The sequence below is a fragment of the Streptomyces sp. ML-6 genome, from assembly GCF_030116705.1.
Taxonomy (GTDB): Bacteria; Actinomycetota; Actinomycetes; order Streptomycetales; family Streptomycetaceae; genus Streptomyces.
Genome location: NZ_JAOTIK010000001.1, coordinates 1,678,627 through 1,703,953 on the forward strand (window position 1 = coordinate 1,678,627; position 25,327 = coordinate 1,703,953).

The window sequence follows — 25,327 nt, forward strand, 5'->3', positions numbered from 1 at the left end:
ACCGGTGCCGCAACTGCGGTGATGTGTTGCACCCGTGCCGCAACTGCGGTGACGTGTGCGCCGGTGCTGCGGCTGCCGGGGCCGGTGGGACTCGTACCGGCCCCGGGGTGGCCGGGTCCGGGCCGGGGCACGGCCGCTCGGGTCCTGGCGTGGCCGTGGTCCGGGTGCCGGAGGCCGGCCGGCAGCCGCCCGGCTCCGGTCGGCTCAGGGCCGCCGGTGCCGGGGTCCGGCCGCCGGGGTCAGAGCGTGGCCGCGGCGGACGCGATCTGGGAGGCGAACGTCGAGACCTCGGTGTAGACGCCGGGGTAGCCGGGCCTGGCGCAGCCCTGGCCCCAGCTGACGATGCCCACCTGGATCCAGGCTCCGGCGCCGTCCCTGCGGAACATGGGGCCGCCGGAGTCGCCCTGGCAGGTGTCCACGCCGCCGGTGTCGATCAGTCCGGCGCAGATCTCCTCGCCGGGGACGAGGTCGCCGCCGTACGCGTCCTGGCAGTCGGCGTCGGAGACGAACGGCACGGTGGCCTTGAGGAGGTAGCGCTGCTGGGAGCCGCCCTCGGTGGCCGCGCCCCAGCCGGCGACGGTGAAGGTGCCGTTGTTGTAGGCGGTGCTGGTGGCGATCTTCAGGGTCGGCTGGTCGATGGGCTTGGCGAGCTTGATCAGTGCCCAGTCCTTGCCCTGGCCGTTGTAGCCGGGGGCCTGGAGGACCTTGGTGGAGCGGACCTTGATGGCGCTGGAGGACTGGAGGTCCACGACGCCGCCGGTGGCGGTGATGGAGGTGTCGTTGCCCGAGCCGTCCACGCAGTGCGCGGCGGTGAGGACGATGTCCTTGGCGTAGAGGGCGCCGCCGCAGCCCATGGAGAGCCGGACCATGAACGGGAACTCGCCCTGTGCCGCGCGGGTTCCGCCGACGACCGGGTTGGGGGCCGCGGAGGCGCCGGCGGGCTGGAGGCTGACTGCCGCGAGGACCACGGCGGCCATGACGGAACATCTCTTCACGGCGCGCAGAAGCTGCTTCAAGGGATTTCCTTCTTTCGTGGGGGGTTTGTGTGGGGGGTGGTGCGTGTGGGGGTGCTGTGCTCGGCCGGGGGTGTGACCGCGGGCGGCGCGGCACCGCGACACGCCTTTGGTCATGCCCTCGACAAAGCCTGGTTCGGATTATCCGGAAATGATCATCGAGCCCACAAGGATCACTTTCCGGCCAATTCCCGGCCGGGATCGCCCGTATGACCGACCGTGGGGTGGTGGCGGCGTCCCGGGGAGCGGGCTCCCGGCGCTCCCGGGTCGTTACAGTGAGGGCCGGGCCGCGCGGACGGGGGTGGGACGTGACGGACGGCGACGGGAACGGCGGCCGGGGCGGCGGCCCGGTGGTCCACGGCTTCCCGCACCTCGGAACCGTCCGGTCCGCGATCACCGCGCTGTACCGGCGGCTCTCGTACGAGGGCGTCCACGCCTACGCCACCAGCCTCATCCCGGCCGACGCGGCCTTCGACGACCGGGAGGACCTGCATCTCGGCGCCCAGCGGGTGGCGCGGGCCGTGGTCCAGCACCTGCGGCTGCCGGACGCCCGCATGATCGTGGCCTTCCGGACGATGGAGCACGCCGCGGCCGTCGAACTCACGGCGGGGCCCGAGTACTTCGTCGAGCTCAACGACCGCTTCCGCACCCACCGCAGGGACATCGGCGCCGCGCTCGCGCACGAGGCCACGCACGTGCTGCTGCACCGCCTGGGCCTGGAGTTCCCCGGCACGCGCGCCAACGAGATCCTCACCGACACCGTGACGACGTACCTGGGCGCGGGCTGGCTGCTGCTCGACGCCTTCCGCGAGGACGGGGTCTCCAGCCAGAAGCTCGGCTACCTCACGCCGGAGGAGTTCGGGTACGTCCTCGCCAAGCGGGCGCTCGCCCTCGGCGAGGACCCGTCCCCGTGGTTCACCAGCCCGCAGGCCTGCACCGCCTACGGGAAGGGGTACGCGCGGGCGCTCCGGGACCTCCGGCAGCCGCCCCTCGCGGCCGCCGGGTGGGCGGCCCGCCGCCGCTACGCCAAGGACCGGCGGCACGCCCGCACCCACCCGGACACGGCCCCGGCCCCGGCCCCGGCCCCCGAGGTCCCGTACGCCTTCGACAGCGGCCCGCAGGGGCTCCGGGTCTCCTTCGGCTGCCCCGTCTGCCACCAGCGCATCCGGGTGCCGGTGCGCGGCCGGGTGCGGGTCCGCTGCGGCCTGTGCCATACAGTCCTGGACTGCGACACCTGAACCGAGCGAGGGGGGCGGGGGCATGCAGATCCCCGATGCCGGACGGTCGTGGCTGCTGGATTGCGTGGTCGGCGTGCTCCTCACGTGGGACGAGTCCCCCGCATCGGCCGCCCGCCGGCTGGACGCCCTGCTGCGCGGGGCGACGCCGCACGAGCTGATGCGGCTGGAATCCGACTACCGGGGCCGGCGCCACGGTCTCGGAGTCCTCTGCCCCGGTGTCCTGGACGAGGACGGCACCCCGGCCGACCGCATCCCGGCCCACACCGCCACGACCTCCGGCGCCACGACCGACTACCGGGGAGCGGCCGACGAGAGGGAACCGTCCGGCCACCGGGAACCGTCCGGCGCGGGGGAACCGTCCGGCGCGGGGGAAGCGGGCGACGACGCGGTGCCCGGCCGGTACGGTCCGGCCGTGGCGGCCCTGATGTCGTTCGACCGGTCCGGGCACCTCCGGGAGACCGGCGTCGCCCGACTCGCCGTCGGGACCGGGGACCCCTTCGTGCTCCCCTTCCTCCTGCTGCGGCTGAACGACCCGGTCGAGCAGGTGCGGGACCTCGCCCGGGAGGCGGTCACCACGCGCCTGGACCCCGGCCACGTGGACCTCCTGGTCCAGCTCCTGCCGCTCCTCGACGGATTGCGCGGCCGGCGGCGGGCGGGACGCCTGCTGGCCTCGGTGGAGGACCTGCTCCACCGGCACGGCACGGCGGCGCTGTGGCGCGGGGCGCGATCGGACGAGCCCCTGGTGCGTGCGAGCTGTCTGCGCCGGCTGGCCCGGACCGAGCCGGTCGCGGCCGTGGGGGCCGCCTTCTCGTCCCGGGAGCCCTCGTTGTGGCAGTGGGGCGCCCGCGTCGCCACCTCCTCGCGCCTGGCCCCGGCCGAGCAGGACGCGCTGCTCCCGCACCTGGAGGCCAGCAGCAGCCCCCGCATCCGGCTGCGGGCGCTGCGGGCCCGGGCCCGGCAGCCGCACGGCGAGGCCCATCTGCGCCGGGCCGTGCTCGACCCGGACGCCAGGATCCGCTACCACGCCCGCGCCACCCTGTACGCCCGCGGGCACACGGACCTCGCGCCGCAGGTGTACCGCGACGCCCTGGCACCGGCCCATGTGCCGGACGCGACCGCCGTGGGCGCGCTCGGCGGGCTGTCCGACCTGGGCGGCGCGTGCGACGTGCCGCGGATACTGGACTTCACGGCCCACCCCAGGGCGCGCGTACGTGCCGAGGCCTGGCGCGCCCTGAGCATCCTGGCCCCGTCGGAAGTGGCCGCCGGGATCGACCGGCTGGCCGCGGACCCCAGCGGCAAGGTGCGGCGCCACCTCCCGCGAGGGGGCCCGGCGTAGGCCCTTCGGCCGCAGGGGGCGCGGGCCGGGCCGGGCCGGTCCTTCAGCCGCCGCCCTGCCCCGCCCCGTACACCGGCCGGGCCGGTTCCGCCTCCGCGAGGAGTTTGCGCACCTCCTCCCCCGCGTCCGCCGGGGCCCATCGCGCGCCCCGGTCCGTGGTGGGGCCGGGGCGCCAGCCCTCCATGACCGTGAGCCGGCCGGCCTCCGCCTCGAAGACCCGTCCGGTGACCCCGTCGCTCGCGGCCGAGCCGAGCCACACCACCAGCGGGGACACGTTCTCCGGGGCCATCGCGTCGAAGCCGCCGTCCTCGGGGGCCGCCATCGCCCCGGCGAACGTCCGCTCGGTCATCCGGGTGCGGGCCGCCGGGGCGAGGGCGTTGACCTGGATCCCGTACCGGCCCAGCTCCGCGGCGGCGACCAGGGTGAGGCCCACGACGCCCGCCTTCGCGGCCGAGTAGTTGCCCTGCCCGACGCTGCCGAGCAGCCCCGCGCCCGAGCTGGTGTTGACCACCCGGGCGACCGGTGCGCGGCCCGCCTTCGTCTCGGCCCGCCAGTGCTCGGCCGCGTACCGCAAGGGCAGGAAGTGGCCCTTGAGGTGGACCCGTATCACGGCGTCCCAGTCGTCCTCGGAGAGGTTCACCAGCATCCGGTCGCGCAGGAATCCCGCGTTGTTGACCAGGGTGTCCAGCCGTCCGAAGTTCTCCAGCGCGGCCCGGACCAGGGAGCCGGCCCCCTCGGGCGTGGCGATGTCGCCCCCGTGGGCCACCGCCTCGCCGCCCGCCGCCACGATCTCGTCGGCCACCTGCCGGGCCGGGCCGGCCGAACCCCCGTCGCCGCCGGGGCCGACGCCCAGGTCGTTGACCACCACCCGGGCCCCCTCGGCGGCGAAGGCGAGCGCGTGGGCCCGGCCGAGGCCCCGGCCGGCGCCGGTCACGATCACGACGCGTCCCTCGCACAGTGTCCCGGCGCCTTTCCGGTTCCCCGTGCCGTCCCGTTCCTCGCTGCTCGCGGTCATCACACATCTCCTTGTTGGCGATGCGGTGGCAGGCTGCTACCTTCCACACCTAACAAATGTTTGGTGGAAAGGTAGCTGATTCGCTCATGGGTGTCTCCACCACGCGCCCCGGCAGGGGCGTCCGTCTCGTCACGGTCGACCACCCGCCCGTCAACGCCCTTCCCGTGCGGGGCTGGTACGAGCTCGCCGACGCGCTCCGGGCGGCGGGCCGCGATCCCGGTGTCCGCTGCGTCGTGCTGGCCGCCGCCGGGCGCGGGTTCAACGCGGGCGTCGACATCAAGGAGATCCAGCGCGACAGCGGGCACGGGGCCCTGCTCGGCGCCAACCGGGGCTGCTACGAGGCGTTCGCCGCCGTGTACGAGTGCGAGGTCCCGGTCGTCGCCGCGGTGCACGGCTTCTGCCTCGGCGGCGGCATCGGCCTGGTCGGCAACGCGGACGCGATCGTGGCGAGCGACGACGCGACGTTCGGCCTGCCCGAGCTGGACCGGGGCGCGCTCGGCGCGGCGACCCATCTCGCCCGGCTCGTGCCCCAGCACCTGATGCGCGCGCTCTACTACACCTCGCGCACCGCCACCGCCGCCGAGCTGCACGCCCACGGCTCGGTCTGGAAGGTGGTGCCGCGCGACGGGCTCCTGGCCGCCGCGCTGGAGCTGGCGGGCGAGATCGCCCGCAAGGACGGCACCCTGCTCCGGCTGGCCAAGGCCGCGATCAACGGCATCGATCCGGTGGACGTGCGCCGCAGTTACCGCTTCGAGCAGGGATTCACCTTCGAGGCCAATCTCGGCGGGGTCGCGGACCGGGTCCGCGACGCCTTCGGCAGGGAGGAAGGACCATGACCGAAACCGATACCGGGACGGGCACCGGCACGAGGGCCGGCGCGAGAACGGGTGCAGGGACCGGTACGAGGACCGACAAGACCATGACCGTGCAGGACGTCGTCTCCCGGCTCGACAGCGGGATGACGATCGGCATCGGCGGCTGGGGCTCGCGCCGCAAGCCGATGGCCCTGGTGCGGGCGCTGCTCCGCTCCCCCGTCACCGATCTCACCGTGATCTCGTACGGCGGCCCCGACGTGGGGCTGCTCGCCGCCGCCGGAAGGATCCGGAAGCTGGTCGCGGCCTTCGCCACCCTCGACTCGATCCCGCTCGAACCCCATTTCCGGGCGGCCCGTCAGCGCGGCGCGTTCGAGCTGACGGAGATCGACGAGGCGATGTTCATGTGGGGGCTGCACGCCGCCGCGAACCGGTTGCCGTTTCTCCCCGTGCGCGCCGGTCTCGGCTCGGACGTGATGCGGGTCAACCCGGAGCTGCGCACGGTCGTCTCGCCGTACGCGGACGGCGAGGAGTTCGTCGCGATGCCCGCCCTGCGGATGGACGCCGCGCTGGTCCACCTGAACCGCGCCGACCGCTTCGGCAACGGCCAGTACCTCGGCCCCGACCCGTACTTCGACGACCTGTTCTGCGAGGCGGCCGACACCGCGTACGTCTCCTGCGAACACCTCGTGGAAACCGCCGAGTTGACCGAGCAGGCCGCCCCGCAGACCCTCCTGGTCAAGCGGCACTCCGTCACCGGTGTCGTCGAGACCCCCGGCGGCGCGCACTTCACCTCCTGCGTGCCCGACCACCCGCGCGACGAGGCGTTCCAGAAGGAGTACGCGACCGCCGCCGCCGATCCCGTCGCCTGGGCCGCGTTCACCGAGCGTTTCCTGCCCGCGGACGGCGACGAGAACAGCTACCGGTCGGCCGTCCGGGCCTGGCACGAGGAGCGGGAATGACCCCCACGAACGGCATGTCCGCCAACCCGTCCGCCGGCACCCCCGGCACCCCGTCCGCCGGATCGTCCGCCGGTCCCGTCACCCGGGCCGAGTACTGCGTGATCGCCTGCGCCGACGCCTGGCGCGGCGACGGCGAGGTGCTCGCCGCCCCGATGGGGGTCATCCCGTCCGTCGGGGCCCGGCTCGCCCGGCTCACCTTCTCGCCCGATCTGCTGCTCACCGACGGCGAGGCGCTGATCGTCGACCCGGACGGCAGCACGGAGGGCTGGCTGCCGTACCGGCTGCACCTGGCCATGGTGACGGGCGGCCGACGGCACGTGATGATGGGGGCGAGCCAGCTCGACCGGTTCGGCAATCAGAACATCTCCTGCATCGGCGACTGGGAACGGCCCGCCCGGCAGCTGCTCGGGGTGCGCGGCGCGCCGGTCAACACCCTGAACAATCCGGTCAGTTACTGGGTTCCGAAGCATTCCCCGCGGGTCTTCGTCGAACGCGTCGACATGGTGTGCGGGGTGGGTTACGACAACGCCGCCGCGGCCGGCCCGTCCGTGACCCGTCACCACCGCATCCCCCGGGTGGTCACCGATCTCTGCGTGCTCGACTTCGCGACGCCGGACCGTTCGATGCGGCTGGCCTCGCTGCACCCCGGTGTCACCGTCGAGCAGGTCCGCGCGGCCACCGGTTTCCCGCTCGTGGTCCCGGACGAGGTCCCGTGCACCCGGGAGCCGACGGCCAAGGAGCTGCGCCTGATCCGCGAGGTCGTCGATCCGCGGGGCGCCCGGAACCGGGAGGTGGGGGCCTGATGCGCACCGCGTTCACGGAGCTCGTCGGGGTCCGTCACCCCCTCGTGCAGACCGGCATGGGCTGGGTCGCGGGCCCCCGTCTGGTCTCCGCGACGGCCCGGGCCGGGGCGCTGGGCGTCCTGGCCTCCGCGACGATGAGCACCGAGCAACTGCGGGCTGCGGTGCGGGAGGTCAAGTCCCGTACGGACGAGCCGTTCGGGGTCAATCTGCGCGCCGACGCGGGTGACGCGCGCGAGCGGGTGCGGATCATCGTCGAGGAGGGCGTGGCGGTGGCGTCCTTCGCGCTGGCCCCGTCGAAGGAGCTCATCGCGGAGCTGAAGGACGCGGGGGTGGTGGTGATCCCGTCGGTCGGGGCCCGGCGGCATGCCGAGAAGGTCGCGGCGTGGGGTGCGGACGCGGTGATCGTGCAGGGCGGCGAGGGCGGCGGGCACACCGGCGAGGTGGCCACCACCGTGCTGTTGCCGCAGGTCGTCGACGCGGTGGACATCCCGGTGGTCGCGGCGGGCGGTTTCCACGACGGGCGGGGCCTGGTAGCGGCGCTGGCGTACGGGGCGGCGGGCATCGCGATGGGTACGCGTTTCCTGCTGACGTCGGACTCGACCGTGCCGGACGCGGTGAAGGCGCGCTATCTGGCGGCGGGGGTCAAGGACGTCACGGTCACCACGGCGGTGGACGGGCTGCCGCACCGGATGCTGCGCACGGAGCTGGTCGCCGCGCTGGAACGGGCGGGCCGGGCACGGGCGTTGGCGCAGGCGGTGCGGCGGGCGGCGGGCTTCCGGCGGATCTTCGGCGTCGGCTGGTCCCGGATGGTGCGCGACGGTCTCGCGATGAAGCACGGCAAGGACCTGTCCTGGAGTCAGGTCCTGCTGGCCGCCAACACGCCGATGCTCCTGAAGGCGTCCATGGTGGACGGGCGGACGGATCTGGGCGTGATGGCGTCGGGTCAGGTGGCGGGGCTGATCGAGGACCTGCCCAGCTGTGCGGAGCTGGTGGAGCGGGTGATGGCGCAGGCCCACGCGGTGCTGGGGGCGCTGCCGCCCGCCGGGGCCCCGGCGGGCTGAGGGAGGGGCGGGGGCGGTGGTGCCCCCGGCCGGGTCGCCACCGCCCCGTCCCGTACGGTTACGCGACCCGGCGCCACCGCCCCGCCCCGTACGGTTACGCGGCCCTGCGGCCGCGCCCCGTCGTCGCCCCGCCGCGCCCGGCGCCGGAGCCGCCGCGTCCCGTGCCGGACCGTCCGGTCCCGGTGCGGGCTTCGCCGCCGCGTCCCGTGCCCGGGCCGGCGGACCGGGCTGTGCCGCCCGTGCCGGCCGTACCGCGCGCGGAACCGGTCGTGGCCCGGGCCTCGCCGCCGCCCTGTCCGGTGCCGCCGCGTCGGCTCCGGCTCCGGCCGCCCGAGCGGGAGCCGCCGCCCGAGGAGCCGCTGTTCGAGCGGGTGCGCTGCTTCGGCGGGGTCGGCTGGGGGACCTCGATGACGACCGCGACTCCGGACGGTTCGCGGGCGCCGGTGATCCGGACGAGTTCCTCGTCCCCGGAGGAGACCCGGGTGGTGCGGGGGGCGATGCCCGCGTCGGCCATCAGCCGGGTCATGTCCCGCTTCTCCTCCGGCAGCACCAGGGTGACGACGCTGCCGGACTCCCCGGCCCGCGCGGTGCGCCCGCCCCGGTGGAGGTAGTCCTTGTGGTCGGTGGGCGGGTCCACGTTCACGACCAGGTCGAGGTCGTCGACATGGATGCCGCGGGCCGCCACGTTCGTCGCGACGAGTGCGGTGACCTGGCCGTTCTTGAACTGGTCCAGGGTCCGGTTGCGCTGGGGCTGGGAGCGTCCGCCGTGCAGGGCGGCGGCCCGTACGCCGCTGGCGAGCAGTCGCTTGGCGAAGCGGTCGGCGGCGCGCTTGGTGTCCACGAACATGATCACGCGGCCGTCCCGGGCGGCGATCCTGGTGGCGACGGCCTTCTTGTCGGTCGCGTCGGTCACGTGCAGCACGTGGTGTTCCATCGTGGTGACCGCGCCCGCGGACGGGTCGACCGAGTGCACGACGGGGTCGGTGAGGAACATCCTGACCAGCCGGTCGATGTTCTTGTCGAGGGTGGCGGAGAACAGCATCCGCTGACCGTCCGGCTCGACCTGCTTGAGCAGGGCGACGACCTGCGGCATGAAGCCCATGTCGGCCATCTGGTCGGCCTCGTCGAGGACAGTGATGGCGACCTGGTCGAGGCGGCAGTCGCCGCGCTCGATGAGGTCCTTCAGCCGTCCGGGGGTGGCGACGAGCACCTCGGCGCCGCGGCGCAGCGCGCCGGACTGCTTGGTGATCGACATGCCGCCGACGACGGTGGCCAGGCGCAGCTGCACGGAGGTCGCGTACGGCGTCAGCGCGTCGGTGACCTGCTGGGCGAGCTCGCGGGTGGGGACCAGGACGAGCGCCAGCGGGGCCTTCGGCTCGGCGCGTCGTCCGGCGGTGCGGGCGAGCAGGGCGAGGCCGAAGGCGAGGGTCTTGCCGGAGCCGGTGCGTCCGCGGCCGAGGATGTCGCGGCCGGCGAGCGAGTTCGGCAGGGTGGCGCCCTGGATCGGGAACGGGTCGGTGACGCCCTGCGCGGCAAGGGTTTTCAGCAGGGCCGCGGGCATGTCCAGCTCGGCGAACGTCTCGGCGGCGGGCAGTGCGGGGGTCGTGGTTTCGGGCAGGGCGAATTCGCCCTGCGGCGGCGTGGCCCTGCGGCGGGGCGACACCTTGCCGGATCCCTTGCCGGAACCCTTGGCGGTTGCCTTTGCCGGGGCCGTGCCGCGCCCCCTGGACGGGCGGTTGCGGGCGGGTCGGTCCTGGCGTTCGGAGCGGGTCATACGGAATTGCCCTCCTGGGGGATTCCTCGGGGGTTTCTGGAAGTCGTGTTTCCCTTGCGGGGAAGTGCTGCGGGGGCGGCCGGTGTGCGGTGCCCGGGGACAGCACAAGCCGGGACCCGCACCTTCACGGTGCGGGCCCCGGCTGCGAGGTACGCGTCCGGCGATCAGGCCGGGACGATGTTCTCCGCCTGCGGGCCCTTCTGGCCCTGCGTGACGTCGAAGGTGACCTTCTGGCCTTCCTGGAGCTCACGGAAGCCCGAGGTGGCGATGTTGGAGTAGTGGGCGAAGACGTCGGCGCCGCCGCCGTCCTGCTCGATGAAGCCGAAGCCCTTTTCCGAGTTGAACCACTTCACGGTTCCAGTAGCCATGTCGTTCTCCTAAACAGAGGTGCAGTGCCGGAAATCCGCACTTTACGAATTCCAAGTCGCCGCATTGAGCCCCATCCGGAGAAGCCGGAAAACAATAATGCGCCTGAGGAAGCATTCCCGTCAGGCGCACATAAAGTTCATGGGTACCAAAACTGCAACTCGGCAACCGTAGCACGTTCCGCCGGCCTTCGGCGGGAACACGCCGTGCCGAAGGCCGGCGGATTCCCTTCCGGTTCCGCTCCGGGGCCTTGCGGTTTCCGGTCCGGGGAGTGTGCGGAAGGCCGCCGGAATCGGTCCCGGCCCTGGTCCGCGCAGGTGCGGCGGCGGCATCGGGCCGGGTCCGGCGGTCAGAGTCGTTCGACGATGGTGACGTTCGCCTGGCCGCCGCCCTCGCACATGGTCTGGAGGCCGTAGCGGCCGCCGGTGCGTTCCAGTTCGTGCAGCAAAGTGGTCATCAGCCGGGCACCGGTTGCGCCGAGCGGGTGACCCAGGGCGATCGCGCCGCCGTTGACGTTGACCCGTTCGGGGTCGGCACCGGTCTCCTTCAGCCAGGCCAGGACGACGGGGGCGAATGCCTCGTTGATCTCGAACAGATCGATGTCGTCGATGGTCATTCCGGTTTTCTTCAGGGCGTGCGCGGTGGCGGGGATCGGCGCCGACAGCATGCGGATCGGGTCCTCGGCGCGCACCGAGAGGTGGTGGACGCGGGCGCGGGGGGTGAGGCCGTGGTCGGCGACGGCTCGTTCGGAGGCGATGAGCAGGGCGGCGGCGCCGTCGGAGACCTGTGAGGAGCAGGCGGCGGTGATCGTGCCGCCCGGCACGACCGGTTTCAGTGCGGCCATCTTCTCCGGGGTGGTGTCGCGGCGCGGTCCCTCGTCGGTGGTGACGTCGCCGAGGGGTACGGTCTCGCGGGTGAAGCGGCCCTCGTCGACGGCGCGGATCGCGCGGTGGTGGGAGCGGAGTGCGAACTCCTCCATGTCCCGGCGGCCGATGCCCCACTTCTCGGCGATGAGCTGGGCGCCGTGGAACTGGTTGACCGGGGCGTCGCCGTACCGGGCGCGCCAGCCCTCGCTGCCCGCGTAGGGGCCGTCCGTCAGGCCGAGGGGTTCGGCGGCCTGGCGGGAGGCGAAGGCAATGGGTATCTGGGTCATGTTCTGGGTGCCGCCCGCGACGACCAGGTCCTGGGTGCCGGACATGATGCCCTGGGCGGCGAAGTGCAGGGCCTGCTGGGAGGAGCCGCACTGGCGGTCGATGGTGACGCCGGGGACCTCTTCGGGCAGTCCGGCGGCCAGCCAGCAGGTGCGGGCGATGTCGCCGGCCTGGGGTCCGACGGTGTCGAGGCAGCCGAACACGACGTCCTCGACGGCCGCCGGGTCGATGCCGGTGCGTTCGACGAGTGCCTTCAGGACGTGGGCGCCGAGGTCGGCGGGGTGGACATGGCCGAGTCCGCCCCCGCGCCGGCCGACCGGGGTGCGTACCGCTTCGACGATGTATGCCTCGGTCATGGCTGCTGTTCCTCCTGGGGCGTGGCGGGTGGGTCAGGTGCGCAGGGCGATGCCGTCCAGGACCATCGAGAGGTACTGGCGGGCGATCTCCTCGGGGCTGTGCAGTCCGCCCGGCCGGTACCAGGACGCGGCGACCCAGACGGTGTCGCGGACGAAGCGGTAGGTGAGGCGGATGTCCAGGTCGGCGCGGAAGGTCCGGTCGGCGACGCCGCGCTCCAGCGTGCCGAGCCAGGCCTTCTCGAACTTCTGCTGGGAGTCGACGAGGTACTGGAAGCGCGGCTGGGCGGCCAGGTGCCTGGATTCCTTCTGGTAGATGGCGACGGCGGCGCGGTGCCGGTCGATCTCCCGGAAGGACTCGGTGACGAGGGCCTCGATGGTCTCCCGGGGGCCGAGTCCGGCGGCGAGCACCGCGTCGTAGCCCTCCCAGAGTTCGTCGAGGAAGGTCGAGAGGATCTCGTCGATCATCGATTCCTTGGAATCGAAGTGGTAGTAGAGGCTGCCCGCGAGCATTCCGGCCGCGTCCGCGATCTTGCGGACGGTGGTGGCGTTGTATCCCTGGGCGGCGAAGACCTCGGCTGCGGTGGCGAGCAGTTCGCGGCGCCGTTCGGGCGAGGGGGTTCCCTGGGGCTTCTTCTTGGTAGGCACCTGCCCATTCTCCGCCCGGCGCCCGCCCGGCCCCGGTCCGGCGGGCGGGGGCGGCGGGCCGGGGTGTGCCCGGTCAGGCACGTTGGCTGCTGACGGAGACGACCTCGCCGGTCAGGTACGAGGAGTAGCCGCTGGCGAGGAAGACGATGACGTTGGCGACCTCCCACGGTTCGGCGCTGCGGCCGAAGGCTTCCTTCGCGGTGAGTTCGTCGAGGAGTTCGGGCGAGGTGACCTTCGCCAGGTGGGGGTGCATGGCGAGGCTGGGGGCGACGGCGTTGACGCGCACTCCGTATGCGGCGGCCTCGATCGCGGCGCAGCGGGTGAGTGCCATGACGCCCGCCTTGGCGGCGGCGTAGTGGGCCTGGCCGCTCTGGGCGCGCCAGCCGACGACGGAGGCGTTGTTGACGACGACGCCGCCGCGGCCGGCCGCGCGCAGGGAGCGCAGGGCGGCGCGGGTGCAGCGGAAGGTGCCGTTCAGGGTGGTGTCGAGGACCCTGGTCCATTGTTCGTCGGTCATGTCGGTGAGTTCGGCGGTGCCGCCGAGTCCGGCGTTGTTGACGACGATGTCGAGGCCGCCGTGGGCCTGTTCGGCGCGTGCGAAGAGGGCTTGGACCTGGGTCTCGTCGGTGACGTCGCAGGGCAGTGCGGTGAGGCGGTCCGCGCCGAACTCCGCGGCGAGGGCGTCCTCGGTCTCCTTCAGTCGGCGGGTGTGCAGGTCGCCGATGACGACGCGGGCGCCCTCCTCCAGGAACCTGCGGGCGGTGGCTCCGCCGATGCCGGCGCCCGCGGCGGCGGTGACGACGGCCGTGCGGCCGGCCAGCAGTCCGTGTCCGGGTACGTACTGCGGTGCGCTCACGCCCGTGCCTCCTCGGTCCCGTTCCTCGGATCCTCGACGGTGCTCGTGCCCGTACGTTAACCTACCAAACACTTGTTAGGGAAGGATGAGCCGATGCCCGATGCCCACGACACATCCGCCGACGACCGCGGGGACGGCCCGGTGCTGTACGAACGCCGGGGCCCGGTCGCGTACGTCACGATGAACCGTCCGCGCTACCGCAACGCCCAGAACTCGGCCATGACCTACGCCCTGGACGCCGCGTTCTACCGGGCCGCCGAGGACGCCGAGGTCAAGGTGGTCGTGCTGAGGGGCGCCGGGGAGCACTTCTCGGCGGGCCACGACATCGGCACGCCCGGCCGCGACGCGCACCTGCCCTTCGAGCGCCGGGCCGGACTGTGGTGGGACCACAGCGACAAGGCCGGTGCGGAGAGCCGGTTCGCCCGCGAGTCGGAGGTCTACCTCGGCATGTGCAGGCGCTGGCGCGAACTGCCGAAGCCGGTCGTCGCCTCGGTCCGGGGGGCGTGCGTGGCCGGCGGGCTGATGCTCGCCTGGATCTGCGACCTGATCGTGGCGAGCGAGGACGCCTTCTTCGCCGACCCGGTGGTGCGGATGGGCATTCCCGGTGTCGAGTACTTCGCGCACCCCTGGGTGATGCCGCCCCGGATCGCGAAGGAGTTCCTGTTCACCGGCGACCGGATGAGCGCCTGCCGGGCGTACGAAACCGGCATGGTGAACCAGGTGGTGGCGCCCGGCGAACTCGACGACCGCACCCGGGAGTTGGCGGAGCGGATCGCCACGATGCCGCGCCTCGGGCTGGCCCTCGCCAAGCGTGCGGTCAACCAGGCCGAGGACCTCCAGGGGCTGCACACCGGTCTGGACTCGGTCTTCGGCCTGCACCACCTCGCCCACGCGCACAACGCGGAGACGGCCGCGGACCCGCTGGGCGGGATGGACGTCGCCGCGATGAAGCGGGCGGGCGGCTGATGGACCTGTCGCGCACGCCGCAGGAGGAGGAGTTCCGGGCCGGGGCGCGCCGCTGGCTGCGGGCCAACGTGCCCGCCGAACCGCTGCCGTCCCTGGAGACCGCCGAGGGCTTCGCCGCACACCGGGAGTGGGAGGCCCGGCTGTACGCGGACCGCTGGTCGGTGGTCTCCTGGCCGGCCGTCCACGGCGGCCGGGACGCCGATGTCTTCGGGTGGCTGGCCTTCGAGGAGGAGTACTACGCGGCGGGCGGGCCCGGCCGGGTCTCGCAGAACGGCATCAACCTCCTCGCCCCGACGCTCTTCGACCACGGCACCGAGGAGCAGCGGGCCCGGATCCTGCCGCCGATGGCGAGCGGCGAGGTGATCTGGGCGCAGGCGTGGTCCGAGCCGGAGGCCGGTTCGGACCTGGCGTCGCTGCGTTCGCGGGCGGTGCGCACGGACGGCGGCTGGCTGCTGTCGGGGCAGAAGACCTGGTCCTCGCGGGCCGCGTTCGCCGACCGGGCGTTCGGCATCTTCCGTACGGACCCCGGGGCCGCGAAGCCGCACCAGGGGCTGACGTATCTGATGTTCGACCTGTCGGCGCCCGGCGTCTCGGTCCGGCCGATCGGGCGGCTGGACGGCAAGCCCGCCTTCGCCGAGCTGTTCCTGGACGAGGTGTTCGTGCCGGACGAGGACGTCATCGGGGAACCCGGGCAGGGCTGGCGCATCGCCATGTCGGCGACGGGCGCCGAGCGCGGGCTGATGCTCCGCTCCCCCGGCCGTTTCCTGGCCTCCGCCGACCGGCTCGCCGGGCTGTGGCGCGCCCACGGCGACCCGTCGGACACGGCGCTGCGCGACCGGGTGGCGGACGCGGTGATCGGGGCGCGCGCCTATCAGCTCTTCACCTGCGCCGCCGCCTCGCGGTTCGCGGCGGGTACGGCCGTGGGCGCGGAGTCCAGCCTGAACAAGGTGTTCTGGTCCGAGTACGACATCGCGCTGCACGAGACGGCGCTCGACCTGCTGGGCCCGGACGGGGAACTGGCCGGTTCCGCGTGGGGCGAGGGGTACGTCTTCGCCCTCGCGGGCCCCATCTACGCCGGTACGAACGAGATCCAGCGCGACATCGTCGCCGAGCGGCTGCTCGGCCTGCCGAAGGGGCGGCGCTGATGCGGTTCCTCCTGGACGACGAGCAGCGGGAGTTCGCCCGTTCGCTGGACGGGATGCTGGCTGCCTCGGACACCCCGTCGGTGGTGCGGGCCTGGGCCGCCGGGGACCACGGGCCGGGCAAAGCCCTCCGGTCCCGGCTGGCGGAGGCGGGGGTGTTCGCGCTGGCGGTTCCCGGGGAGTACGGGGGCGTGGGCCCGTTGCCGGTCGAAGTCGCGGTGGCCTTCACCGAGTTGGGCCGTCACGCGGTGCCGGGGCCGGCGGTGGAGACGGTCGCGGCCGGGGTGCTGCTGGCGGGGGTGGGCGGTCCGGTGGCCGGGGAGTGGCTGCCCGCGCTGGCGTCGGGCGCGGCGTCGGCGACGCTGCGGTCGGCGGACCACGGGCCGTACGCGCTGGACGCGGACGCCGTGGACGCCGTGTTCACCGTGGCCGGCGACGAGTTGCGGCTCGCGCCCGGTCCCGGTGAGCTCCGGGTGTCGGCCGATCCGGCCCGGCGGCTGTGGCGGCCCGAGCCGGGCGGGAAGGTGCTCGCCGCCGGTCCGCGGGTGCGGGAGGCGGCGGGCCGGGCCTTCGAGTGGGCGTCGTTCGCGACGGCCGCGCAGGCGCTCGGCACGGGCGAGGCGCTGTTGCGGGCCACGGTCGGGTACGTGAAGCAGCGCACCCAGTTCGGTACGGCCGTCGGCTCCTTCCAGGCGGTCAAGCACCGGCTCGCGGACGTGCTGATCGGGCTGGAGTTCGCCCGTCCGCTGCTGTACGGGGCGGCGCTCGCGCTCGCCGAGGGGGCGCCGGACGCCGGGGCGCAGGTGGCGGCGGCCAAGGTGACGGCGGGCGAGGCGGGGTACGCGGCGGCGCGGGCGGCCCTGCAGCTGCACGGGGCGGTGGGGTACACGCAGGAGCTGGACCTGTCGTTGTGGCTGCGCCGGGCCCGCCCCCTGCGGGACGCGTGGGGGACGCCGGGGGCGTGCCGGGCGCAGGTGCTGGCGGGCGGGGGCGGGGCCGGGAGGCGTTGAGCGGAGTCGGCCGGGCCCGCCCCGGGACCGTCGGACCGGGGCGGGCCCGGGGGGCGCTGAGCGGGGCCGGCCGGGCTCCTCGGTGCGGGGGCGGTCAGTTCCCCTCGGGGGGCTCGGCCTCCCCGCGCAGGAGGATGGTGCGCACCGGCTTCCCCGGCCGCCAGGTCCGGACCGCCAGTTCCTCGCCCTCCACGGAGACGCGGACCACCTCCTGGATCCGGGTGCGGAAGAGGTGGAACGGCTGGGGCGGGTTCACCTCTTCGACGAAGCGGGCCAGGATGCCGGGGTCGGTGACCTCCACGGCGTGGCCGGAGACCCGGACGTCGCCGTCCGTCATGTCGGCGTCCGGCCCGGGGTTGGCGTGCACCGCGAACCTCGGGTCGCGGCGCAGGTCCAGCGCCTTGCGCGAGTTCGGCATCATGCCGAGCCACAGCTCGCCGAAGCGGAAGTCCACCTCCAGCCCGGTCACGCGCGGCGATCCGTCCTTGCGCAGGGTCGCCAGGACGTGGTGCTTGTGCTGCCCGAAGCGGGCGTGGACGGCGTCGGCGAAGGCAGGTTCCGCCGTATGGAACTCTTCCCAGGAACTCGATGTCATGGCAGCCATGGAACCCCGTAATCCCGACACCTTCTGTCCGGTTTTCCCGTCCGGTCGCCCGATCGGCGGCGCGGTCGCCCGGGACGGCCGTCCCCGCACGGCGGGGTCCTCAGCCGACGATGCCCCGGGCCCTGGCCGCGGCCAGCCACTGCGGGAACTCGGCGACGAGCCGGTCGTAGAGTTCGGCGTCCGGGACCCGGCGCGGGTCGGATCCGGCGTGGAAGAAGCCGGCGTTGTCGACGGGCCGCTTGTCGGGCACGGGCAGTTCGTCGAGCTTGCGCAGGAAGTCGAACTGGTTGCTCCGCTTGTTGCCGAAGCCGATGAACTGCCAGAACATCGGCAGTTTCGCCGCCTTGCAGAGGTAGCGTTCGGCGGCGTGTCTGCTGGTGGGGCCGCCGTCCGTCTGGAAGACGACGAGCGCGGGGGTGGGGGCGCCGCTTTCGAGGTGGTGGTCGATGACGGCGTCCATGGCCAGGTGGTAGTTGGTCAGTCCCATGTGGCCGAGGTCCGCCGCGATCGCCCCGATCCGGCCGCGGTGGTTGTCCAGGGCCACGTCGGCGACGGCGTCGATGTCCGTGGAGAAGAAGAAGACGGGCACCCGGCCGTCGTCGTCCAGGTGGGCCGCCAGCCCCAGCACCCGGTCGGCCAGGGCCTGGACGCTGCCGTCCTTGTAGTACCCCCGCATGGAACCGGAGCGGTCGAGGACCAGGTAGACCGCGGCGCGTTCGCCGTCCATGCGGTGCTTCGCCAGCGAGAGCGCGGCGCTCTTGTAGAGGCTGACCAGCGCGGGCGCGGTCTCCTCGATCTTGTGGAGGCCGATCGCCGGGCCCTGTGCGGCGGACGGGTCGGTCATGCGGTCCCTCTCCGGTCCTCGACGTGTGTGCCGGGTCCCCCGAGCGTTGTGCGGGTCCCTCCGAGCGTAGGGCACCCGGGTGTTCCCGGACGCCGGTGGTTCGCTATCTTGATCGCCGCCGTCCCCACCGGCCGCTCGTGCCAGTCCACCCGTGAAGGAGCCTGCCGTGGAGGCCGCGATCACCACCTGCTACCGGCATCCGTCGTACGAGACGTACGTGAGCTGCGTCCGCTGCGAACGCTTCATCTGTCCCGACTGCATGCGCGAGGCCGCCGTGGGGCACCACTGCGTGGAGTGCGTGAAGGAGGGGCAGCGTTCGATCCGGCAGGCGCGCACCGTGTTCGGCGGCGCGGTGGCGAGGTCCGCGGTGCCGCTGGTCACCTATGTGCTGATCGGTCTCAACGTCCTCGCCTACGTGGGGGAGTTGGTCCGGCCCGGGATCGTCGACCGGTTCGCGATGCTCGGTGCGGGGCTGAACGGCCCGGACGGGAACCAGTACCTGTACGAGGGCGGGAGCTTCCCCGGCTTCGACGTGGTCGGGGTGGTGGACGGCGAGTGGTACCGGCTGCTGACCGGGGCCTTCCTGCACCTGCCGCCGGACGGTTCGTCCTTCGGCTCGCTGCCGTTCGGGGTGCTGCACATCCTGTTCAACATGTACGCGCTGTGGAACCTGGGCCGGGTCGTCGAGGAGCAGTTGGGCCGGGTCCGTTATCTCGCGCTGTACCTGCTGTCCGCGCTGGGCGGTTCGGTGCTGGTGTACCTGATCGCGCCGTCGGACGGCACGGTGGGCGCCTCGGGTGCGGTCTTCGGTCTCGGGGCGGCGTTCTACGTCATCCACCGCCGGCTGGGCCGCGACATGCGGGCGGTGAACCGCTTCATGGCCGGCTTCCTGCTCTGGATGCTGATCTCGGCCGGGTTCACCTCGTGGCAGGGCCACCTGGGCGGGCTGCTGACCGGGGGTCTGGTCACGGTGGCGTACGCCTACGCGCCGGCGGGGCGCCGCACGGTGGTCCAGGCCGCCGCGTGCGTGGTGCTGGGCGCCGTGCTGGTGCTGCTGGTGGTGCTCAAGACGTCCGCGCTGACCGGCTGAGCGGGTCCGGGGGCCGGGCCGGGGAGGTCCGGGGCCCCGGACACGCCACGGTGCCTGCCGGGGAGGTCCGGGGCCGGATACGCCACGGCGCCTGCCGGGATCGTCCGGTCGGGGACGGGCAGGCGCCGTGCCGGTTCCGCACGCCGTTGTGCGGGACATCCGGGTGTCGCGGTCAGACCATGAGGGCACGGTCCGTCGGACGGATCGGGGCCGGCAGTGCGCTGGCCCCGGTGAGGAAGCGGTCCACCCCGCGCGCCGCGGAGCGGCCCTCGGCGATGGCCCACACGATGAGGGACTGGCCGCGGCCCGCGTCACCGGCGACGAACACGCCGTCGACGTTGGTGGCGAAGTCCGCGTCGCGCGCGATGTTGCCGCGCTCGTCGAGCTCCAGGCCGAACTGCTGGACCAGGCCGTTGGACTGGTCGGTGCCGGTGAAGCCCATGGCGAGGGTGACCAGCTGGGCGGGGATGCGCCGCTCGGTGCCGGGCTTCTGCTCCAGTTTGCCGTCCTTGAACTCCACCTCGACCAGGTGCAGCGCCTGGACGTTGCCGTCCTCGTCGCCCTCGAAGTGGGTGGTGGAGACGGAGTAGACCCTCTCGCCGCCCTCCTCGTGCGCGGAGGTGACCTTGTAGAGCATGGGGAACGTCGGCCAGGGCTGGTGGGCGTTCCGCTCGTCGCCCGGCCGCGGCATGATCTCCAGCTGGGTGACGGACAGGGCGCCCTGGCGGTGGGCGGTGCCGACGCAGTCGGCGCCGGTGTCGCCGCCGCCGATGACGACGACGTGCTTGCCCTCGGCGGTGATCGGGGAGACCGTCAGGTCGCCCTCCTGCACCTTGTTGGCCAGCGGCAGGTACTCCATGGCGAAGTGCACGCCGTTCAGCTCGCGGCCCGGAACGGGCAGGTCGCGGGAGACGGTGGCGCCCGCGGCGATGACCACCGCGTCGTAGCGGCGGCGGAGCCGGGCCGCGTCGATGTCCCGGCCGATCTCGGTCTCGGTGCGGAACTTGGTGCCCTCCGCGCGCATCTGCTCGACGCGGCGGTTGATGTGCGACTTCTCCATCTTGAACTCGGGGATGCCGTACCGCAGGAGGCCCCCGATGCGGTCCGCGCGCTCGTAGACGGCGACCGTGTGTCCGGCCCGGGTCAGCTGCTGGGCGGCGGCCAGGCCCGCCGGTCCCGAGCCGATGACCGCGACGGTCTTGCCGGAGAGCCGCTCGGGCGGCTGCGGGGTGACGTCGCCGTTGCCCCACGCCTTGTCGATGATGGAGACCTCGACGTTCTTGATGGTGACGGCGGGCTGGTTGATGCCCAGCACGCACGCCGACTCGCACGGGGCCGGGCAGAGCCGCCCGGTGAACTCCGGGAAGTTGTTCGTGGCGTGCAGGCGCTCGGACGCGGCCGCCCAGTCCTCGCGGTAGGCGTAGTCGTTCCACTCGGGGATGAGGTTTCCGAGCGGGCAGCCGTTGTGGCAGAACGGGATGCCGCAGTCCATGCAGCGTCCGGCCTGCTTGCTGATGATCGGGAGCAGCGAGCCCGGGACGTACACCTCGTTCCAGTCCTTGACGCGCTCGGTCACGGGGCGGGTCTCGGCGACCTCGCGCCCGGTGGTCAAAAAGCCCTTGGGGTCAGCCATTGGCCGCCGCCTCCATCATCTTCTCGGTGGTCTCCCGCTCGGAGAGACCGGCGAGCTCAGCGGCTTCCTTGGCGGCGAGCACTGCCTTGTACGTGGACGGAATGATCTTGCTGAAGCGGGCCACCGCCGTGTCCCAGTCGGCCAGCAGCTTCTCGGCGACCGTGGAGCCGGTCTCCTCGCGGTGGCGGCGCACCACGTCGTGCAGCCACCGCTCGTCGGTGTCGGAGAGGGCTTCGATCGCGTCGTGGTTGCCGACGTTCACGTTGTCCCGGTCCAGGTCGATGACGTAGGCGACGCCGCCCGACATGCCGGCCGCGAAGTTGCGTCCGGTCTCGCCGAGCACGACGGCGTGTCCGCCGGTCATGTACTCGCAGCCGTGGTCGCCCACGCCTTCCGAGACGACCGTGGCGCCGGAGTTGCGGACGCAGAACCGCTCACCGGTGCGGCCGCGCAGGAACAGTTCGCCGCCGGTGGCGCCGTAGGCGATGGTGTTGCCCGCGATGGTGGAGTACTCGGCGAGGTGGTCGGCGCCGCGGTCCGGGCGGACCACGATCCGGCCGCCGGACAGGCCCTTGCCGACGTAGTCGTTGGCGTCGCCCTCCAGGCGCAGCGTCACGCCGCTGGGCACGAAGGCGCCGAAGGACTGGCCGGCGGAGCCGGTGAAGGTGATGTCGATGGTGTCCTGCGGCAGTCCCGCGCCGCCGAACTTCTTCGTCACCTCGTGGCCGAGCATGGTGCCGACGGTCCGGTTGATGTTGCGGATCGCGACCTGTGCCCGGACCGGCCGGGCGTCCTCGGGGCCGTCCGCGCCCAGGGCGTCGGCGGCGAGCCTGATCAGCTCGTTGTCGAGGGCCTTGGCCAGCCCGTGGTCCTGCTCGACCAGCTGGTGCCGGACGGCGCCCTCGGGCAGCTCGGGGACGTGGAACAGCCGCTCCAGGTCGAGGCCCTGCGCCTTCCAGTGCGTGACCGCGCGGTCGGTGTCGAGCAGTTCGGCGTGGCCGACGGCCTCCTCGATCGAGCGGAAGCCCAGCTCGGCGAGGATTTCGCGGACCTCCTGGGCGATGAACTCGAAGAAGTTGACGACGTACTCGGCCTTGCCGGAGAACCGGTCGCGCAGGACGGGGTTCTGGGTGGCGATGCCGACCGGGCAGGTGTCCAGGTGGCAGACCCGCATCATGACGCAGCCGGAGACGACGAGCGGCGCGGTCGCGAAACCGAACTCCTCGGCGCCCAGCAGGGCGGCGATGACGACGTCGCGGCCGGTCTTCAGCTGGCCGTCGGTCTGCACGACGATCCGGTCGCGCAGGCCGTTGAGCAGCAGGGTCTGCTGGGTCTCGGCCAGGCCGAGTTCCCAGGGGCCGCCCGCGTGCTTCAGCGAGGTCAGCGGGGAGGCGCCGGTGCCGCCGTCGTGGCCGGAGATCAGCACGACGTCGGCGTGTGCCTTGGAGACACCGGCGGCGACCGTGCCGACGCCGACCTCGGAGACCAGCTTCACGTGGATGCGGGCCGCCGGGTTGGCGTTCTTGAGGTCGTGGATCAGCTGGGCCAGGTCCTCGATGGAGTAGATGTCGTGGTGCGGCGGCGGGGAGATCAGGCCGACGCCCGGGGTGGAGTGCCGGGTCTTCGCGACCCACGGGTAGACCTTGTGGCCGGGCAGCTGGCCGCCCTCGCCGGGCTTGGCGCCCTGCGCCATCTTGATCTGGATGTCGTCCGCGTTGACCAGGTATTCGCTGGTCACGCCGAAGCGGCCGGAGGCGACCTGCTTGATGGACGAGCGGCGCGCCGGGTCGTGGAGCCGGTCGGCGTCCTCGCCGCCCTCGCCGGTGTTGGACTTGCCGCCCAGCCGGTTCATGGCGATGGCGAGGGTCTCGTGCGCCTCGCGGGAGATGGAGCCGTACGACATGGCGCCGGTGGAGAAGCGCTTGACGATCTCGGAGACGGGCTCGACCTCGTCGACGGGGACCGGGGCGCGGTCCGAGTCGAAGGCGAACAGGCCGCGGAGCGTCATGAGGCGCTCGGACTGCTGGTTCACCCGGTCGGTGTACTTCTTGAAGATGTCGTAGCGCTTGGTGCGCGTGGAGTGCTGGAGGCGGAAGACCGTCTCCGGGTCGAACAGGTGCGGCTCGCCCTCGCGGCGCCACTGGTACTCGCCGCCGATCTCCAGCGCGCGGTGCGAGGCGGAGATGCCGGAGGCGGGGTACGCCTTGGCGTGGCGGGCGGCGACCTCCCGGGCGATGACGTCGAGGCCGGCGCCGCCGATCTTGGTGGCGGTGCCGTTGAAGTACCTCGCGACGAATTCCTCGTCCAGGCCGACGGCCTCGAAGACCTGGGCGCCCCGGTAGGAGGCGACCGTCGAGATGCCCATCTTGGACATGACCTTCAGGACGCCCTTGCCGAGCGCGTGGATCAGGTTCCGGATGGCCTTCTCGGGCTCGATGCCCTCGATGAACGTGCCGGCGCGGACCAGGTCCTCGACGGACTCCATCGCCAGGTACGGGTTGACCGCGGCGGCGCCGTAGCCGATCAGCAGCGCGACGTGGTGGACCTCGCGGACGTCACCGGCCTCGACCAGCAGGCCCACCTGGGTGCGCTGCTTGGTGCGGATGAGGTGGTGGTGGATGGCCGAGGTGAGCAGCAGCGAGGGGATCGGCGCGTGCTCGGCGTCGGAGTGCCGGTCGGACAGGACGATCAGGCGGGCGCCGTCCTCGATGGCGGTGTCGACCTCGGTGCGGATCTGCTCGATCCGGGCGGCGAGGGCCTCCCCGCCGCCGCCGACCCGGTAGAGGCCGGAGAGGGTGGCGGCCTTCATGCCGGGCATGTCGCCGTCGGCGTTGATGTGGATCAGCTTGGCCAGCTCGTCGTTGTCGATCACCGGGAACGGCAGGGTGACGCTGCGGCACGAGGCGGCGGTCGGCTCCAGCAGGTTGCCCTGCGGGCCCAGCGAGGAGCGCAGCGAGGTGACGAGCTCCTCGCGGATGGCGTCCAGCGGCGGGTTCGTGACCTGCGCGAACAGCTGGGTGAAGTAGTCGAAGAGCAGACGGGGACGCTCGGACAGGGCGGCGATCGGCGAGTCCGTGCCCATGGAGCCGAGCGGCTCGCCGGCGGTGCGGGCCATCGGCGCGAGGATGACGCGGAGCTCTTCCTCGGTGTAGCCGAAGGTTTGCTGGCGGCGGGTGACGGAGGCGTGCGTGTGCACGATGTGCTCGCGCTCGGGCAGGTCCTCCAGCTCGATCTCGCCGGTCCGGAGCCATTCCTCGTAGGGGTGCTCGGCGGCGAGGGCGGCCTTGATCTCGTCGTCCTCGATGATGCGGTGCTCGGCGGTGTCGACGAGGAACATCCGGCCGGGCTGGAGGCGGCCCTTGCGGACGACCTTCGCGGGGTCGATGTCCAGGACACCGACCTCGGAGGAGAGCACGACGAGGCCGTCGTCGGTGACCCAGTAGCGGCCGGGGCGCAGACCGTTGCGGTCCAGGACCGCGCCGACCTGGACGCCGTCGGTGAAGGTGACGCAGGCCGGGCCGTCCCAGGGCTCCATCATCGTGGAGTGGTACTGGTAGAAGGCGCGCCGGGCCGGGTCCATGGAGGCGTGGTTCTCCCAGGCCTCGGGGACCATCATCAGCACCGAGTGCGGCAGCGAGCGGCCGCCGAGGTGGAGCAGTTCCAGGACCTCGTCGAAGGAGGCGGAGTCGGAGGCGTCCGGGGTGCAGACGGGGAAGATCCGGTCGAGCCCGGCCTCGTCGCCGCGTCCGGCGGGGCGGAACAGCTCGGAGGCGAGCTGGGACTCGCGGGCCTTCATCCAGTTGCGGTTGCCCTTGACCGTGTTGATCTCGCCGTTGTGCGCGACGAAGCGGTACGGGTGGGCGAGCGGCCAGCTCGGGAAGGTGTTGGTGGAGAACCGGGAGTGGACCAGGGCGACGGCGGTGGCGAAGCGGCGGTCGGAGAGGTCCGGGAAGAACGGCTCCAGCTGCCCGGTGGTGAGCATGCCCTTGTAGACGAGGGTGCGGGCGGAGAGCGAGGGGAAGTACACCCCGGCCTCCCGCTCGGCGCGCTTGCGCAGCACGAAGGCCTTGCGGTCCAGCGCGATGCCGGTGCTGGTGCCGTCCGCGACGAAGAGCTGGCGGAACTCGGGCATGGTGGCGCGGGCGCCGTTGCCGAGGATGTCGGGGGTGACGGGGACCTGGCGCCAGCCGAGGACCTCGAGACCTTCCTCCGCGGCGATCTTCTCCAGCTCGCGGACGGCCTCGGTGGCGTCGTCCGCGGGCAGGAAGGCGGTTCCGACGGCGTAGGCACCGGCCGTGGGGAGGTCGAAGGAGACCTCCTCGCGCAAGAAGGCGTCCGGCACCTGGAGGAGGATGCCCGCGCCGTCCCCGGAGTCGGGCTCGGATCCGGTGGCACCGCGGTGTTCGAGATTGCGCAGCACGGTCAGCGCCTGCTCGACCAGCTCATGGCTGGCCACACCGGTCAGAGTGGCCACGAACCCGACACCGCAGGCGTCGTGCTCGTTACGGGGGTCGTACATCCCCTGCTGGGCGGGGCGACCGTCCATGGGCGACCAGGCGTCGATGCGCATGGGCTCTCCCGTCGTCGTCGTGGCATGTGCAGTGCCGAGGGACGACGTTGGCCCTCTGCGAAATTTGGTGCAGGCTACAT

21 protein-coding genes are annotated in these 25,327 nt (G+C 72.9%); 10 read left to right on the forward strand and 11 right to left on the reverse strand.

Annotated elements, in window-relative coordinates:
• Positions 1 to 239: 239 nt before the first annotated feature.
• Positions 240 to 1,016 (reverse strand): S1 family peptidase, encoded by a 777-nt coding sequence (locus OCT49_RS07430; protein ID WP_283851094.1) that lies wholly within the window; start codon positions 1,014 to 1,016, stop codon positions 240 to 242.
• 305 nt (positions 1,017 to 1,321) lie between these two features.
• Between OCT49_RS07430 and OCT49_RS07435 the strand changes: the two genes are divergently transcribed.
• Both OCT49_RS07435 and OCT49_RS07440 read left to right on the forward strand, forming a co-directional pair.
• Complete coding sequence (locus tag OCT49_RS07435) at positions 1,322 to 2,251, forward strand: hypothetical protein (protein WP_283851095.1); 930 nt, start codon at positions 1,322 to 1,324, stop codon at positions 2,249 to 2,251.
• A 22-nt stretch (positions 2,252 to 2,273) separates the two neighbouring features.
• Positions 2,274 to 3,587 (forward strand): HEAT repeat domain-containing protein, encoded by a 1,314-nt coding sequence (locus OCT49_RS07440; RefSeq protein WP_283851096.1) that lies wholly within the window; start codon positions 2,274 to 2,276, stop codon positions 3,585 to 3,587.
• A 43-nt stretch (positions 3,588 to 3,630) separates the two neighbouring features.
• Here the strand turns inward: OCT49_RS07440 and OCT49_RS07445 are convergent, their stop codons facing one another.
• The gene (locus tag OCT49_RS07445) at positions 3,631 to 4,602 is read right to left on the reverse strand and encodes an SDR family oxidoreductase (protein WP_283851097.1); all 972 of its coding nucleotides are present in this window, start codon (positions 4,600 to 4,602) and stop codon (positions 3,631 to 3,633) included.
• 86 nt (positions 4,603 to 4,688) lie between these two features.
• On the opposite strand from OCT49_RS07445, the gene OCT49_RS07450 reads away from it, so the two are divergent.
• From OCT49_RS07450 to OCT49_RS07465, 4 genes are all read left to right on the forward strand, one after another.
• A complete protein-coding gene (locus tag OCT49_RS07450) occupies positions 4,689 to 5,438 on the forward strand; it encodes an enoyl-CoA hydratase family protein (RefSeq protein ID WP_283851098.1) in 750 nt (249 codons plus the stop codon).
• Between the two features lie 83 nt (positions 5,439 to 5,521).
• Positions 5,522 to 6,376 carry a CoA transferase subunit A gene (locus OCT49_RS07455; protein WP_283855701.1) on the forward strand — a complete coding sequence of 285 codons (855 nt, stop codon included), beginning with the start codon at positions 5,522 to 5,524 and terminating at the stop codon, positions 6,374 to 6,376.
• Between the two features lie 14 nt (positions 6,377 to 6,390).
• Positions 6,391 to 7,179 carry a CoA-transferase subunit beta gene (locus OCT49_RS07460; protein WP_502963452.1) on the forward strand — a complete coding sequence of 263 codons (789 nt, stop codon included), beginning with the start codon at positions 6,391 to 6,393 and terminating at the stop codon, positions 7,177 to 7,179.
• The gene (locus tag OCT49_RS07465) at positions 7,179 to 8,240 is read left to right on the forward strand and encodes an NAD(P)H-dependent flavin oxidoreductase (protein WP_283851100.1); all 1,062 of its coding nucleotides are present in this window, start codon (positions 7,179 to 7,181) and stop codon (positions 8,238 to 8,240) included. The genes OCT49_RS07460 and OCT49_RS07465 overlap by 1 nt, the downstream gene beginning before the upstream one ends.
• 94 nt (positions 8,241 to 8,334) lie before the next feature.
• On the opposite strand, the gene OCT49_RS07470 is transcribed toward OCT49_RS07465, so the two are convergent.
• The 5 genes from OCT49_RS07470 to OCT49_RS07490 form a co-directional block, all read right to left on the reverse strand.
• Positions 8,335 to 10,014 carry a DEAD/DEAH box helicase gene (locus tag OCT49_RS07470; protein WP_283851101.1) on the reverse strand — a complete coding sequence of 560 codons (1,680 nt, stop codon included), beginning with the start codon at positions 10,012 to 10,014 and terminating at the stop codon, positions 8,335 to 8,337.
• 164 nt (positions 10,015 to 10,178) lie between these two features.
• On the reverse strand, positions 10,179 to 10,382 hold the full coding sequence (locus OCT49_RS07475) for a cold-shock protein (protein WP_004985680.1): 204 nt from the start codon (positions 10,380 to 10,382) through the stop codon (positions 10,179 to 10,181).
• A gap of 347 nt (positions 10,383 to 10,729) precedes the next feature.
• A complete protein-coding gene (locus OCT49_RS07480) occupies positions 10,730 to 11,887 on the reverse strand; it encodes an acetyl-CoA C-acetyltransferase (RefSeq protein ID WP_283851102.1) in 1,158 nt (385 codons plus the stop codon).
• 33 nt (positions 11,888 to 11,920) lie between these two features.
• Positions 11,921 to 12,532 (reverse strand): TetR/AcrR family transcriptional regulator, encoded by a 612-nt coding sequence (locus tag OCT49_RS07485; RefSeq protein WP_148834288.1) that lies wholly within the window; start codon positions 12,530 to 12,532, stop codon positions 11,921 to 11,923.
• A 73-nt stretch (positions 12,533 to 12,605) separates the two neighbouring features.
• Positions 12,606 to 13,388 carry an SDR family oxidoreductase gene (locus tag OCT49_RS07490; protein WP_283851103.1) on the reverse strand — a complete coding sequence of 261 codons (783 nt, stop codon included), beginning with the start codon at positions 13,386 to 13,388 and terminating at the stop codon, positions 12,606 to 12,608.
• 93 nt (positions 13,389 to 13,481) lie between these two features.
• Between OCT49_RS07490 and OCT49_RS07495 the strand changes: the two genes are divergently transcribed.
• From OCT49_RS07495 to OCT49_RS07505, 3 genes are read left to right on the forward strand one after another with little or no spacing between them, the layout of a single operon-like run.
• Complete coding sequence (locus OCT49_RS07495; RefSeq protein WP_283851104.1) at positions 13,482 to 14,354, forward strand: enoyl-CoA hydratase; 873 nt, start codon at positions 13,482 to 13,484, stop codon at positions 14,352 to 14,354.
• Positions 14,354 to 15,499, forward strand: a complete 1,146-nt coding sequence (locus OCT49_RS07500) for an acyl-CoA dehydrogenase family protein (RefSeq protein WP_283851105.1) — start codon at positions 14,354 to 14,356, stop codon at positions 15,497 to 15,499. The genes OCT49_RS07495 and OCT49_RS07500 overlap by 1 nt, the downstream gene beginning before the upstream one ends.
• Positions 15,499 to 16,506: an acyl-CoA dehydrogenase family protein gene (locus tag OCT49_RS07505; protein ID WP_283851106.1), complete on the forward strand. Its 1,008-nt coding sequence runs from the start codon at positions 15,499 to 15,501 to the stop codon at positions 16,504 to 16,506. Before OCT49_RS07500 ends, OCT49_RS07505 begins: the two co-directional genes overlap by 1 nt.
• 94 nt (positions 16,507 to 16,600) lie before the next feature.
• Here OCT49_RS07505 and OCT49_RS07510 read toward each other — a convergent pair whose 3' ends face one another.
• Both OCT49_RS07510 and OCT49_RS07515 read right to left on the reverse strand, forming a co-directional pair.
• Positions 16,601 to 17,110: a pyridoxamine 5'-phosphate oxidase family protein gene (locus OCT49_RS07510; protein WP_283851107.1), complete on the reverse strand. Its 510-nt coding sequence runs from the start codon at positions 17,108 to 17,110 to the stop codon at positions 16,601 to 16,603.
• Between the two features lie 100 nt (positions 17,111 to 17,210).
• Positions 17,211 to 17,954, reverse strand: coding sequence for a vWA domain-containing protein (locus OCT49_RS07515; RefSeq protein ID WP_283851108.1), 744 nt, complete (start codon positions 17,952 to 17,954; stop codon positions 17,211 to 17,213).
• Positions 17,955 to 18,120: 166 nt separating this feature from the next.
• Between OCT49_RS07515 and OCT49_RS07520 the strand changes: the two genes are divergently transcribed.
• A complete protein-coding gene (locus OCT49_RS07520; protein WP_283851109.1) occupies positions 18,121 to 19,044 on the forward strand; it encodes a rhomboid family intramembrane serine protease in 924 nt (307 codons plus the stop codon).
• Positions 19,045 to 19,216: 172 nt separating this feature from the next.
• Here the strand turns inward: OCT49_RS07520 and OCT49_RS07525 are convergent, their stop codons facing one another.
• Entirely contained in the window at positions 19,217 to 20,677 is a 1,461-nt protein-coding gene (locus OCT49_RS07525) for a glutamate synthase subunit beta (RefSeq protein ID WP_283851110.1), read from the reverse strand.
• Positions 20,670 to 25,247, reverse strand: a complete 4,578-nt coding sequence (gltB, locus tag OCT49_RS07530; RefSeq protein ID WP_283851111.1) for a glutamate synthase large subunit — start codon at positions 25,245 to 25,247, stop codon at positions 20,670 to 20,672. Before gltB ends, OCT49_RS07525 begins: the two co-directional genes overlap by 8 nt.
• Positions 25,248 to 25,327 lie beyond the last annotated feature (80 nt).